We start from the raw sequence: 12,693 nt of genomic DNA on the forward strand, positions 1-12,693 counted from the left end.
GCTCTTTCTGTTGATGATATCGGGGTCATTGTTTCTTTTACCGCAATTACAGGAAGGCGCGATCGACTCTCCCTTCAACACCGCCCATGGCCAGCCGGCACCAGTGTCCTGCCCCAACCTTCCTGGCAATCCGGCTGGTCCTGACTTCAGCAACCAGGACCTCTCCAACATGAACTTCAGCCGACGCGACCTGCGTGGCGCCAACTTCAGCGGCGCCACCCTGAAAGGCACCGTATTCATCGGCGCCAATCTGGAAGGCGCGAACTTCAGCAATGCCCGGGTGCAGGCAAGCGACCGGGAAGACCTGCGCCCCACCGACTTCACCAAGGCCAATCTCAACCGCGCCTGCTTCAGCAACATGACATTCAGCGGCCGTACCTATTTCACTTACGCCGACATCAGTTGCGCGGATTTCTCCCGCACCAATCTTGCTGCGGGCCTGGCTATCTTCGGACCAAGCCCGCTAAGGATCGATGACAATACCTGCAAGCCCTCCTTCCGCGGCGCAGTGATGCACTGCGAGTTCGTGGCGGACTGGCCGCGGCTCGACCTGGGTTCCATCAGCGAGACCATGCGCACCGACCTCAGCGCATGCGCCAGCCAGCTCGGCAAGCTGAGCCTGGACAAGGCAGACCTGAACTGGGCCGTGTTTGGCAACGCCGTGCTGGACGGTGTCAGCATGGCCGGCGCCAATCTTGCCGGTGCCGATTTGCGCGGCGCCAGCCTGGGATGCAGCAACGGCAGATGCGCCAACCTTGCGGGCGCGGTTCTCGACAAAGCCAGGCTCAGCAACGCAAAGCTGGATGGAATCAATCTCGCTGGCGCCAGCATGATCGGCGCGCAGCTTGATCGCGCCAGCCTGCAGTGCGTCGAAAAGCAATGCGCCAACCTGCAGCAGGCAGTTCTGCATGGCGCCAATCTGGCAAAAGCCAATCTTTCCGGCGCCAACCTGTACGGAGCAGCGCTGAGCAAGGGCAGCATCGGGGTCGCCGCGAACCTTGCAGGCGCCCATCTGAAGAACGCAAACCTGTCGTTTTCGCTGCTGACAGGCGCTGATTTCAGCGCTGCGAACTTCTATAGCGATTATCCCGGCCTGTGCGCCACAACCGGGCCCAACCATGGCGGAACAACCAGGCAATGCGCCAGCGCCTATAAAGCGCAAATGACCGACACGAATTTTTCCAGGGCCTATCTGTACGGCGTCGACTTCAGCGGCGCACAGATTCGCGGCGGCCTGTTTGACAATGCGGTCCTGACCGCAGCCAGCTTCGCTGGCGCATCGATCGATGCCAACAGCGACGGCGTCCGGACCCGCTTTGCCAATGCCCGCCTCGAAGGCACCGACCTGGCTGGCGCCGCCTTGCTGGAGTATGCGGATCTGAGCAACGCCTATCTGGATTTCAACGCCCGGGGCAATCTGCTCTATCTGAACCTTGCCGCCTCCCTGCACAACAGCTTCGCCTGCCCGCCACAGGGATGCACGCCACCCGCAGCGAGCGATGTCTGCGTCCTGCTGGCCTACCTTCCAACACCAGTCCCGTTATCCGGAACGATCATCTGCCCCGACGGCGCCGCCGCGGGCGCGGACGGCGCGCCAGGTTGCGGCCCGGCGCAGGCCGATGGCAGCAACCCGCGCTGGAAGTCGCGCGTTGCCCAGAGTGATCCCGCTGCCTGGTATGCCGGTGCTGCCACTTACACACCCGCCGCCGCGCCGGCCAGTGTTTGCAACGGGTATCCGGACCGCGCCCGCGCCAGCTGGTAATCCGCCCTTTTCCGGTAAAGAGGACAACTGATGAACACAGAAAAATACGCACTCCTTTCCCGGCTCCTCAATAGCAGCCGCCTCACACGCCGCCAGTTCCTGACACGCGCCGGCGCCGCAGGCATGGCGCTCGGCTTGCCGCCTGCCCTGTCCGGCTGCGGCGGAACGTCCGATAGCGCAAGGACCATGGAAGAGCGCACCCTGTTCTTCAATCTGTCGCATCTGGGCTCCGGGCCCGACACCCATGTGCTGCATATTGCAGGCAAGCGCTTTCCGTTAACGCCCATCGCCGACGCGCCGCATGTGCTGGCACGTGCCAGCCAGGCCAACGCCTTCTTGAATGATGCCAATGTGGCCAGGCACATCACGCACCATGTCGAGTCCGTGTCCCTGCCGGCCGACGCGGTGATGCTGGCCTATCTGACCTCGATGGAAGACCCCGAAAAAGGCACCTGGCAGATGAACATGATTCATCTCGTGCTGCCACCACAAGCGCACCAGCGTGCCTATGCGGCGATATCGGCTGGCGCCACCGGCGCCTTTCCCCACTCCGCCAAGCGGATGCGTTATGGCTTGCCTGCGGCCAGCAGCGCGCGTGAACTCATGGAAGAAAGCATGCTGGTCGATGTAAGCGATCATGCCCAGACCCTGATCGGCATGCATGCCGAACTGGCCAGCCTCGACCCCGATACCGCCGCCCATGTGCATGGCAGTTATATTGCGCCCAGCCCTGCCACGTTCAGGCTGGCCCGGCAGCTTGCCGACCTGGGCCCGGCGACGGTGCAGCAGGCGGCTGGCCAGGCCAACCAGAACGGTTGGGCCACCCTGGTGCCCATGATGAACAACCGTGTGCAGCCGCCAGCGCCCTTCAAGAAAGGCGACGGCAGGCTCAATCTGTATCGTCCGGATTGGAACAGCCAGGTGGATATGGGGGTGGCCTATGCGCTGCGCTCCATCAAGCCCCTGGTGGCCAATGATCCCGCGCTGGGCATGGATGTCACTTCGGTGACCAAGGGCCAACCCTTGCAGCCCGAAAAAATCAAGGGAAAGCTATGGAGCTGGCATCAGGGCGAGGCTTATCGTGAACGTAGCCCGGTCACCGCAGGTGAAGCGGCCCCGACGCTGACGATCAATAGCATCACGACAGAAACAGGGCTGGCTGTGGGCCAGCCTACCGTCAGCAATGAAGGCGGCACGGTGAAGGTCACGCTGGACAACGTCAACAATTGGTACCTTCGCTGGCTGGGCGTGTGGCTTCAGTTCCGGCGCGCCGGCAGCAACGACCTGATCCCGATTGCCAGCTTGCCGGCCGACACGCTGCAAGGAAGAACCGGGCCATCTCCCATGGACAGGCCGTATGCCATGTTTGCCGGCATGATGCCCCCGGTGAGTGTGCTGGCGGGCATTCCCGTCGACCCGGGAAGCTTCGCGCCCACCATCAGGATTCCCACGACCGCCGCGTCCACAGAAGTCCTTTATGGCGGCCTTGGCCTGTCTGGCGTCAAGTCGGGCCTGGTCAGCGACGCCGACCTTGCGGCGCTGGTCAAGCCCGGGGTGATGATGACGGTACTGGTCAATTACGTACTGGTCGAACTGTTCATGGCGCTCGGCGCCACGCCCATGCCGGATACGATCTCGACAATCGTGGAACTGGTGGCGGAAGGGCTGGCCATCGTCCTCGTCGACCTGATCACCGAAGTGGACTTTAACAAGGCCAGCCCCGGCGAGGTCATCAAGGCGATCGTCACAGACCTCGCCCTGATGATAGTCACCAAAGGTGTGAACGAGCTGATCGACAAACTGATTGAAAAAGTGGTGCCCTCCGCCTTGGCCCAGCAGATCATTGATTCCATGCCTGTCGTCGGCGTGATTGCGCGCGCGGTGGCTGACGGGCTGGATCTGCTGGAAATTGCCGAAACCACCGTAGAAATCGCCATTTCCCCGCCCATCTATAGCTTCAGCATGGTGCTGACCCGCAAAGTCACGGTGACGCTCCTGCCCGATGCAACATCGAAATCGTTTCCAACGAAGGAAGACAGCCAGGCCTTCTATTACAAGCTCAGCTATCAATTCGACAGCGGCCCATCGCATGTGCTCACTGCGGTCGACCTGCCGTCCATCGGAAAGGGTGCTGCATCGCTGGCCATTGTCCTGGACGGCATCCCGCTCGGCGGCAAGGTGAATGTTGCGATAGCGATCTATGTACGCAATGCGTCAACGCCCGTCGGCCAGAGCGACTGGTGCGCCGCGCAGGCCAGCAGCGGGCTGCAGGCAAACGACGCCAGCCTTGCGCCGGTTCTGACGCTGACCAACAACAAGATTCCGATCAATGCCGGCACGACCTATCTCCATCGAAGACGCAGCGTGCTGGCCGGCGACGGCACGCATCGCTGGCAGAACGACGGCAATGCCCCGCCCTACCTGCCTCCGCCCGGCGACCAGCAGCCTGGCCTGGGCGCCTTGCGCAATATCACGGTGCGGGAGATGACGGTCCGCAACGAAGGCTATGTCGGCTACGCCTGGCAGGCATTCAGCAGCGGCGTGCCGGGCTGCGGCACCGACCAGGGACAATACGACTACCTTGCCAATCTCAACACGGATAGCGCCAGTGCGCAGCAGGGTTATGCCAGCAGCCCATGCGGCCTGCAGAGCGGCGCCCAACTGAGCTACAGCCTGCTGTCGGACGACAACCTCAATCTTTACCTGGACCCTGGCCAGCTTTACCTGCGACCGGTCCAGCTGGGCTCGTCTCCTTCCTTTGCCGGCACCGGGCTTGCCTTTGGCCAGCTCAACGTGGCGCCGACTGCGCTGCTGCTGCATCCGGCAGGACATGTCGTCAGCATTAACCAGGAACACCATATTCTGGAAACACTGCGCCTGCCTTCCGCGGCGGTGGACGAAGCCACGGCAGCCGTCAATCACCGGGCGCGGGTGCACTCCGGATTGGGATCGCGGCCCGGCCTGATGAACAAGCCCGTGGCGGCCGTGGTGTCTGGCGACGGCATCATCCTGGTGCTGGAAGCCAGCGATACCAACAACCGCATCCAGGCTTTCGATCTCGGCGGCAATCCGGTGCCTTACTTCAAAGGCCAGACCGAGCCCTGGTTCCTGCGCCTGAAGACGCCCGCCGGCACGATTTATCTCGATATTGCCGTCGAATTCGGCGGCTACATCTACGTGCTCTCCCGAGACGATAGCGGCATGCACCGGCTGGACATCTATGCATCGCAGCAGCAGGGCATCGACCCCGTCTGCACGACATTCAACTTCAATGCGGCGGCGATTGCCGTCGACTATGCGCGTACCCTGTATGCGCTCAATTACCAACCACTGACCTTGCCGGGCGGCGCCCTGCCGGCGCTTACTGAACCCTCGGTCAGCCAGTGGAGCCCTCCCCTGCCCTGAAGCGCATTGCCCCGCGCACTGCTCACGCGAAGCGCCGTGCCGCGTCCAGCGCCAGGCCGGTGCCTATGCTGCCGAACAGGTCGCCCTCCACCCGCTGCGCCTGCGGCACCTGCGCGGCAATGCGCTCGCGCAGCAATTGCACGCCGCTGGCGCCGCCCGTGAAGAACACTGTATCCACCGTATCCGGTCCCACGCCGGCATCACGCAGCAAAGCCTGGACTGTGCGCTCCACGGTATCGACCAGATGCGACACCGCGCGCTCGAAACCCGCGCGGGTCAGCGCCAGATCGATCGGCGGCGCCAGGCGGTCCAGCGCCAGCGTGGCTTCCGGTCGGGCCGACAGGGCGATCTTGCCTTCCTCGACTTTCAATGCCAGCCAGTGGCCGGCACGCTCCGCGATCAGGTTGCGCAGGCGGTCCAGGGCCACCGTATCGCAGGCATCCCGGTACAGGTCCTTCAACTGCAGCACCGCTTTCTGCGTGTAGGCGAAATTGATGGTGTGCCAGGTGGCCAGGTTGAAGTAGTAACTGGATGGCACCTCGCTGCCGCTTTTCAGACGGCTGCCCAGGCCGAGCAGAGGCATCACGGCCGCCAGGCTCAGGTACTTGTCGAAGTCGGTGCCGCCGATATGCACGCCGCCGTTGGCCAGGATGTCTGCACGGCGGTCTGTCATCTGCGCGCGTTGCGGTGATAACCGTACCAGCGAAAAATCCGAGGTGCCCCCGCCGATGTCGGCTACCAGGACCAGTTCTTCCCGGGCAATGCGCGACTCGTAATCAAAGGCGGCGGCAATCGGCTCGTACTGGAAAGCCACGTCACGGAAGCCGACCGCCAGCGCAATCTCACGCAGAGTGTCTTCAGCCAGGCGATCCGCCTGTGGATCGTCATCGATGAAATGCACCGGGCGGCCGAATACCGCGTGCTCGAACTGGCAGCCGGCCGCTGCCTCGCCACGGCGCCGCAATTCGCCGATGAACTGGGCCAGCAGGGCGCGAAATGGCAGCGCCCGCCCCAGCACCTCGGTCTGGCCATCGATCAGCGGCGTGCCAAGCAGGCTTTTCAAAGAGCGCATCAGGCGTCCCTCATAGCCGGCAAGATACTCGGTCAGGCCGGCGCGGCCAAAGCTGGCGCGTTCTTCCTCGGCATTGAAAAACACGACGGATGGCAGGGTCGGCTTGCCATCCTCCAGAGCCAGCAGAGCGGACTCACCCGGCCGCTGCCAGCCCAGCGTGGAATTGGAAGTGCCGAAATCGACGCCGCAAGCAGATGCCATGACCATGTCCGGGAGAATGGGGAAGGCCGGGATTTTAAAGCAGATTCGTCTTCACTGGCTTGTACCGGGCCGAGGCGGACTGTCACTGAAAATAGGCTTGCCGGCATGCGCTGGCGGCGCCACCGCAGTGGCGGCGCAATCTCGCTGGCGCCGCCGGGAGGCTCCCCAATCCGGGCCTGTCTTCAAGCATACTCGCTGGCGCCGCATGGTTTGTATCCGGACGTAACAAACAGGCAGCAAGGTTCAAACGGATTTACACTTTTACTATTGCATTTCTGGAGATCGTCGTGAAACCCGCAAGATTGATTCTGGCCGCGACGCTATTGCTCGCCGGGCTCGGTGCCACCGGCAGTGCATTGGCGCATGGCGGGCATGGGCATCGTGGTGGCCATGCAAGCCTGGGACTGTACTTCGGTGTGCCGCTGGCAGCGCCTTACTACTATCCGCCTGCGTATTATTATCCGCCGCGCTACTATTACCCGGCGCCAGTGGTCGTGGCGCCTGCCGCGCCAACCTATTACCTGCAGCAGGATACGCCGCCGCCCCCGCCGCCTGCCGGCTACTGGTACTACTGCCGCGATCCGCAAGGCTATTATCCGCAGGTGCCGCAATGTCCCACGCCCTGGCAGCAAGTGCCGGCACAACCTTCAACCCGATGAGCGCATCTCCATGTCACTTCTGAAAAGAACCCTTCCATTCCTCGGCATCGCGGCGCTTGCCGCCTGCACCACCATGCCCAGCGGACCAAACGTGATGGTGCTGCCGGGCAGCGGCAAGAACTTCGACCAGTTCCGGGCCGACGACTTTCAGTGCCGCCAGTACGCACAGTCGCAACTGGGCGGCGCCACGCCGGAAACGGCAATGAGCGATAGCGGCGCCCGCAGCGCCGCCCTGGGCACCGTGCTCGGCGCAGCGGCCGGCGCGGCGCTCAATGGCGGTCGCGGCGCGGCGGTGGGCGCCGGCACCGGCCTGGCTTTCGGCGGACTGGCCGGCACCGGCACTGCCCAGGCATCCGGCTATGGCCAGCAGCGTCGCTACGACTATGCCTATATGCAGTGCATGTATGCCCAGGGACACCGGGTACCGTCGGCCGGAGGTTATGCCAGCGATCAGCGCATGACGCCGTCCTATGCACCGCCAAGCGGCTACACTGCGCCCTCTGGCGCTAGCTCCGCCTACCCGAGTCCGCCTCCGCCGCCGCCTGGCCCGGCCCCGGCCCCGCCACGCTGATCACCACGATAGGCGTCCGTCAGCGCCAGCGTCGTCAGCGCATTCGGCACGGCGGCGCCGCTGGCGGTGTTATCAAATATGCACCACACTTCCCGCCCCTGGCGCTGCTGCCGCGCCAGCCAGGCCGCGTTGCGGCGCAAACAGTCTTCCGGGTAATCCGAGTGGTAGATGACTGGGGAGCCGTGCAACCTTACGTACACCAGTTCCTGATACAGGGCCGGCGTGGGGTCCAAGGCCACCTGCGGGTCTGCCAATACCCTTCCCACCTTGAACTTTGCCAGCAATGCCGTGGCTTTCTCGCCAAACCAGCTTTGGTGACGCGGCTCGCAAGCAATGCTGGTCCCCAGGCGCTCCCTCAGACGGGCAAATAGTGCACTCGCGGCATCCTGGTCGAACGCCAGGCTGGGCGGCATCTGCACGAGCAGGCAACCGAACCGGTCGGCAAGTTGGCTGGCTGCGTCCAGGAATGCGGCCACCGGCTCGGCGATGTCGCGCAGCCTGCGTTCATGGGTAATTTCCCTGGGCAATTTCAGGGAAAACCGGAATCCGGGCGGAACACTGTCGCGCCAGCGGGCATAGGTGGAAGGCTTGTGCGGTCTGTAGAACGATGAATTGATTTCCACTGCGGGAAACACTTGAGCATAACGCTCGAGGTGGCTGCCTTCCCCCGGAAAGCGCGGCTGTACTGCCGAGGAAAGACTCCAGCCGGCACAGCCCACCATGATTCCGGCAGGCGGCGCCGGTCTCGCTTGTTCATCGAATAATATGCCTTGCTGCGCCTGGTCTGACATGCACACCTTCTTCCTTGGGAGACATGGCAGTCATCTTGCCCTGGCCGTCCCCTCGCCTGCTTTGCGGGCATGCAATACCGGCTTAGTTTTCCGTTATTCCTACATCGCTATGGGTCGATGTCCGATTCATCAGTTATCTGTCGACTGATAGGCTGGCGCCAATCAATGCATGCAAACCGATCAATTGCTTGTTCAGACATCGGAGAACGTGATGGGCAAATACTTTTTGGCATGGCTGCTTGGCGTACCAGCCATCGTGCTGGTGTTGATTTATTTCTTCATGCATTAAATGACGGCGTAAAAGCAGCTTGCCGGCCCGGACAGGGTTGTCCCGCTGCTTCGGAAAGCCAGGACAGGAATGCAATGATGGAGCAATACCGACTCGAATCAACTGATTATGTTGAAGCAACGTGGCAACAACAAACAATGCAGAAAGCCGCGGTGCCGGGTCGGATCGTTGGTTTGGTAAACAATCAAGCCTTCCGCATCCTGCTGATTGACGATAACCGTGATGCGATTGATGCGATGGGCGCTCTGCTGAGCCTGCTCGACTACGACGTGCGTACCGCGGAAGATGCGGAGTCCGGTCTGGAAATTGCGCAGGATTTCTCGCCCCATCTGATTCTGTCAGACATCGGCTTGCCCGGCATGGATGGCTATGCGCTGGCGCCGGAACTGCGCAAGGCGGCAGGTTCGCGCAAGCTGATCCTGGCCGCCGCCACCAGTTACGGACTGGCCAGCGACAAGCGCCGGGCGCGCGAGGCTGGCTTCGACTATCATCTGGTCAAGCCGCTGGATGCAGACTTTCTGATCAATTTTGTAGCAAGGCAACAGAACGAATTCTGAGCATCATGCCGGAACTGGCCGCCGCATGATGCGCCACCGACGAGAAATGTTTTCCTTACAGCCTGACTGGTTCTTTTATCGGAGCATCCATGAACAGCACCTTTTTCACCGGCATCGCAATGATCTGCGCTGGCAAACTGCAGCAGGGCGCTGGCTGGCTCATCGGCAGCCGCAAGCATCAGATCCTTGGTTTCGATCGGGAATTGCGCGGCAAGACGACCATCGCGCTGAGCCAGGCCGACCGCGCGCTGCGGATGTCGCAGCAATTGGTCCCGGTGCGTATACGGCAACAGCGCCGCACCGGCGAACGCCGCTGAAATGGCAAAAGCCGGCATGGAAGCCGGCTTTCTCTATTCTGGTGGGAAGTGCTGGTTTCGAACCAGCGACCTATCGCGTGTGAGGCGATCGCTCTACCCCTGAGCTAACCTCCCGGGTCGGCGCGAATTATCGCACAGATACGCTGACGAAATCAATTGGCCGTCAAAGTACGCCAGATACAGCTGCCGCGTACTTCCTTGTCCAGGCTGTTCATCACCAGTTCATGGTCCGCGACTTCCTCTTCCGAGGCGCGCATCACCAGCACCTCGGCTAACGCGCCGCTAATTGGTCCGGCATCGCCCCGCGCCGCGGTTTCCTCGACTTCCAGGTCGATGGTCAGGCTGTTCTGGCCACGCGTCATTGCCAGATACACTTCCGCCAGCAGTTCCGCATCCAGCAGCGCGCCGTGCAGAACACGGTGCGAATTGGAAATACCATAGCGATCGCACAGCGCATCGAGTGAATTGCGCTTGCCCGGATACATGCTCTTGGCCTGTACCAGGGTGTCGATGACTTCCGCCACATGCTCGGTGAACGGCGCCACGCCGAGCCGAGCGAATTCCGCATCCAGAAAGCCGATATCGAACGGCGCATTGTGAATGATGATTTCCGCGCCGCTCAGGTAGTCGAGCAATTCTGCCGAGACCTGGGCGAACTTCGGCTTGTCGCTCAGGAATTCCGTAGTCAGGCCGTGGACAGCGAGCGCGCCTTCTTCCGAATCCCGTTCGGGATTGATATAGAAATGCAGGTTGTTGCCGGTAAGGCGCCGGTTGATCATCTCGACACAGCCGATTTCGATGATGCGGTCGCCGGAACGCGGGTTCAGGCCGGTGGTTTCAGTGTCAAGGACGATCTGGCGCATGGGTTGATGGATTGATTGCTTGTTGGACGGGAGGCGATTTTACCGGCACGGAGCCGGGATTCACATGACAGAAGCGCAACCCCGGTTGGCCAGTTGATCGGCGCGTTCGTTGCCGACATGGCCCGAGTGGCCGCGCACCCAGCGCCACTCCACCTGATGCCGCGCCTGCGCCGCATCCAGCGCCTGCCACAGATCGGCATTCTTGACCGGCTCCTTCGATGCCGTCTTCCAGCCGCGTTTCTTCCAGCCGTGTATCCATTCGCTGATGCCCTTCTGCACATACTGGCTGTCGGTGTGCAGTACGACATTGCAGGGCCGGGTAAGCGCGCTCAATGCCTCTATGACCGCCATCAGTTCCATGCGGTTGTTCGTGGTATTTCGCTCGCCGCCGCAGATTTCCTTCTCGTGTTCGCCGGTTTTCAGCCAGGCGCCCCAGCCGCCCGGACCAGGATTGCCCTTGCAAGCGCCGTCGGTAAAAATTTCAACCTTGTCCATACTCATTCTTGTGATTGATATGCTTGTTGGCCACCGGCACCCGCTGGCGGGCGCTGGCCTTCTTCTTGTTCCAGGCAGGACCGATCAGCCGCATGCCCTTGACCCGCTTGATGGCCTGCACTATATAGACACCGCCCAGAAATGGCCACCAGCGCGCGCCGGCACGCTCCATGAAATCGAAGCGCTGCAGCCAGCGTTCGGTGTCGCAGGGCGGCGCGTAACACCCGAAATGGCCGGGGTAGACTTCCATGTCGAGCAGCTTCAGCCAGTCCTTGATGCGCGGCACCCCGATCAGTTCGCCGCTCTCTGGCAGGAAAGGCTGTTTCGTCAGGCGGGTGGCGGCCTGGCGCGCGCCCCACAGGCTGGCGGGATTGAAGCCGGTGACGATCACCTGCCCTTCCGGGATCAGCACACGGTCGACCTCGCGCAGGATCTGGTGCGGTTCGTGCGCAAATTCCAGGACATGCGGCAAAACCACCAGGTCCAGGCTCTGGGTGGCGAAGGGCAACTCGGCGAAATCATGCATCACGATCGCCTGCAGGCTGCTGCAGCGCGGTATGTCCGTGTCGGCAATCCAGCGGTGCGGCATGCGGCTTGCCGCCAGCCCGTCGATTTCGGGCACTCCGATCTGCACGGCATTGAATCCGAAAATATTGGTGGTCAGCGCCGCGAGTTGTGCCTCTTCCCATGTCCGCACATAGAGCCCGGCCGGGCTGGTGAGCCATGATGCGAGCGCTATAATTGGTTTTTCGCTAACCGAACTGTTCATGCCTATGTCGCTCCCCAGACCTCTCAGTGTATTGGCTGTTCCTGCATTTGCCGACAACTATCTGTGGCTCATCCATGACGGCGTTCATGCCGCCGTGGTTGATCCCGGCGATGCCGCCCCGGTTTTGAACACCTTGCAGGACCGTGGTCTGGCGCTGACCGCCATTTTACTCACCCATCATCATGCCGACCACGTGGGCGGCGTGCCGGAACTGCTGGCGCATTATCCGGTGCCGGTGTACGGACCGCGCAACCCCGGGATTGCAGGCATCAGCCATCCGGTGTCGGAGAACGACCAGGTATTCCTGCCCGAACTTGGCCTGAAGCTGGATGTCCTGGCAGTGCCGGGCCATACGCTGGACCATATCGCGTATGTTGCGCCGGAGCGGGCGTGGCTGTTTTGCGGTGACACCCTGTTCGCAGGCGGTTGTGGCCGTCTGTTTGAGGGAACGCCCAAACAGATGATCGAATCACTTGCCAAGCTGACAGCATTGCCAGATGAAACAGCAGTCTACTGCGCCCACGAGTACACACTTTCCAATTTGAAATTCGCACGGGAAGTCGAGCCGAATAACGTGGACCTTTTGGCAAGAATTGCTGCCGAAGAGAAAAAACGTGAACAAAATCAGCCCACTGTGCCTACTTTCATCGGTCTTGAAAAATCCACCAACCCGTTTTTGCGTTACACTGAGCCCGCAATTCTGGACCGGCTGACAACCAGTGGCCGGCTCGCAATACAGGAAGCGGTTCCGGCTTTCGCAGCCCTGCGGGAGTGGAAAAACTCCTATCGGTAACACTCTTAGGCGCCGAAACGGATTTGTCGGAAATCCACCTGCCAGCATGGCGGCAGGTGGATTTCCTGCAGCGCATCGCCGCTGCAGCTAGCTTCGGCATTCCCTGTGTGTCCGGCTGTCACAGCCGGGAAACAAGAAAAAGTGATTCC

The 12,693-nt window shown here is 61.8% G+C and carries 12 protein-coding genes and 1 tRNA gene; 7 read left to right on the forward strand and 6 right to left on the reverse strand.

Annotated features, from left to right (window positions below):
* Positions 1-13: 13 nt before the first annotated feature.
* Positions 14-1,762, forward strand: coding sequence for a pentapeptide repeat-containing protein (locus tag IGW04_RS12565; protein ID WP_228527067.1), 1,749 nt, complete (start codon positions 14-16; stop codon positions 1,760-1,762).
* A gap of 30 nt (positions 1,763-1,792) precedes the next feature.
* Entirely contained in the window at positions 1,793-5,167 is a 3,375-nt protein-coding gene (locus IGW04_RS12570) for a twin-arginine translocation signal domain-containing protein (RefSeq protein ID WP_194713425.1), read from the forward strand.
* 22 nt (positions 5,168-5,189) lie between these two features.
* Here the strand turns inward: IGW04_RS12570 and IGW04_RS12575 are convergent, their stop codons facing one another.
* Positions 5,190-6,440 carry an Hsp70 family protein gene (locus tag IGW04_RS12575; RefSeq protein WP_194713426.1) on the reverse strand — a complete coding sequence of 417 codons (1,251 nt, stop codon included), beginning with the start codon at positions 6,438-6,440 and terminating at the stop codon, positions 5,190-5,192.
* Between the two features lie 287 nt (positions 6,441-6,727).
* Between IGW04_RS12575 and IGW04_RS12580 the strand changes: the two genes are divergently transcribed.
* The gene (locus IGW04_RS12580) at positions 6,728-7,099 is read left to right on the forward strand and encodes a hypothetical protein (RefSeq protein WP_323744852.1); all 372 of its coding nucleotides are present in this window, start codon (positions 6,728-6,730) and stop codon (positions 7,097-7,099) included.
* A 10-nt stretch (positions 7,100-7,109) separates the two neighbouring features.
* Positions 7,110-7,670, forward strand: coding sequence for a glycine zipper family protein (locus IGW04_RS12585; protein ID WP_194713427.1), 561 nt, complete (start codon positions 7,110-7,112; stop codon positions 7,668-7,670).
* Here the strand turns inward: IGW04_RS12585 and IGW04_RS12590 are convergent.
* A complete protein-coding gene (locus IGW04_RS12590) occupies positions 7,616-8,461 on the reverse strand; it encodes a DUF72 domain-containing protein (protein ID WP_194713428.1) in 846 nt (281 codons plus the stop codon). The genes IGW04_RS12585 and IGW04_RS12590 overlap by 55 nt on opposite strands.
* Positions 8,462-8,626: 165 nt before the next feature.
* Between IGW04_RS12590 and IGW04_RS12595 the strand changes: the two genes are divergently transcribed.
* The gene (locus IGW04_RS12595) at positions 8,627-9,307 is read left to right on the forward strand and encodes a response regulator (protein ID WP_194713429.1); all 681 of its coding nucleotides are present in this window, start codon (positions 8,627-8,629) and stop codon (positions 9,305-9,307) included.
* 89 nt (positions 9,308-9,396) lie between these two features.
* On the forward strand, positions 9,397-9,624 hold the full coding sequence (locus tag IGW04_RS12600) for a hypothetical protein (protein ID WP_194713430.1): 228 nt from the start codon (positions 9,397-9,399) through the stop codon (positions 9,622-9,624).
* Positions 9,625-9,663: 39 nt separating this feature from the next.
* Here IGW04_RS12600 and IGW04_RS12605 read toward each other — a convergent pair.
* The 4 genes from IGW04_RS12605 to IGW04_RS12620 all read right to left on the reverse strand — a co-directional run bounded on the left by IGW04_RS12605 (position 9,664) and on the right by IGW04_RS12620 (position 11,751).
* Positions 9,664-9,738, reverse strand: a tRNA-Val gene (locus IGW04_RS12605).
* A gap of 38 nt (positions 9,739-9,776) precedes the next feature.
* Positions 9,777-10,487 (reverse strand): DNA polymerase III subunit epsilon, encoded by a 711-nt coding sequence (gene dnaQ / locus IGW04_RS12610; RefSeq protein WP_194713431.1) that lies wholly within the window; start codon positions 10,485-10,487, stop codon positions 9,777-9,779.
* 60 nt (positions 10,488-10,547) lie between these two features.
* A complete protein-coding gene (gene rnhA / locus IGW04_RS12615) occupies positions 10,548-10,982 on the reverse strand; it encodes a ribonuclease HI (protein WP_194713432.1) in 435 nt (144 codons plus the stop codon).
* Positions 10,969-11,751 carry a class I SAM-dependent methyltransferase gene (locus IGW04_RS12620; RefSeq protein ID WP_194713433.1) on the reverse strand — a complete coding sequence of 261 codons (783 nt, stop codon included), beginning with the start codon at positions 11,749-11,751 and terminating at the stop codon, positions 10,969-10,971. The genes rnhA and IGW04_RS12620 overlap by 14 nt, the downstream gene beginning before the upstream one ends.
* Between IGW04_RS12620 and gloB the strand changes: the two genes are divergently transcribed.
* Complete coding sequence (gloB, locus tag IGW04_RS12625) at positions 11,750-12,544, forward strand: hydroxyacylglutathione hydrolase (protein WP_194713434.1); 795 nt, start codon at positions 11,750-11,752, stop codon at positions 12,542-12,544. The two genes, IGW04_RS12620 and gloB, sit on opposite strands and share 2 nt — an antisense overlap.
* The last annotated feature ends 149 nt before the right edge of the window (positions 12,545-12,693 follow it).

Origin of the sequence: Noviherbaspirillum soli, assembly GCF_015352955.1 — a bacterium.
Lineage (GTDB): Bacteria > Pseudomonadota > Gammaproteobacteria > Burkholderiales > Burkholderiaceae_D > Noviherbaspirillum_A > Noviherbaspirillum_A soli.

Coding starts and splice junctions, on each gene's coding strand:
- gloB (WP_194713434.1), top strand. CDS start 11,750: ATGCCTATGTCGCTCCCCAGACCTCTCAGTGTATTGGCTGTTCCTGCA.
- IGW04_RS12570 (WP_194713425.1), top strand. CDS start 1,793: ATGAACACAGAAAAATACGCACTCCTTTCCCGGCTCCTCAATAGCAGC.
- dnaQ (WP_194713431.1), bottom strand. CDS start 10,487: ATGCGCCAGATCGTCCTTGACACTGAAACCACCGGCCTGAACCCGCGT.
- IGW04_RS12585 (WP_194713427.1), top strand. CDS start 7,110: ATGTCACTTCTGAAAAGAACCCTTCCATTCCTCGGCATCGCGGCGCTT.
- IGW04_RS12590 (WP_194713428.1), bottom strand. CDS start 8,461: ATGTCAGACCAGGCGCAGCAAGGCATATTATTCGATGAACAAGCGAGA.
- IGW04_RS12595 (WP_194713429.1), top strand. CDS start 8,627: ATGCATGCAAACCGATCAATTGCTTGTTCAGACATCGGAGAACGTGAT.
- IGW04_RS12620 (WP_194713433.1), bottom strand. CDS start 11,751: ATGAACAGTTCGGTTAGCGAAAAACCAATTATAGCGCTCGCATCATGG.
- IGW04_RS12575 (WP_194713426.1), bottom strand. CDS start 6,440: ATGGCATCTGCTTGCGGCGTCGATTTCGGCACTTCCAATTCCACGCTG.
- IGW04_RS12565 (WP_228527067.1), top strand. CDS start 14: ATGATATCGGGGTCATTGTTTCTTTTACCGCAATTACAGGAAGGCGCG.
- IGW04_RS12600 (WP_194713430.1), top strand. CDS start 9,397: ATGAACAGCACCTTTTTCACCGGCATCGCAATGATCTGCGCTGGCAAA.
- rnhA (WP_194713432.1), bottom strand. CDS start 10,982: ATGGACAAGGTTGAAATTTTTACCGACGGCGCTTGCAAGGGCAATCCT.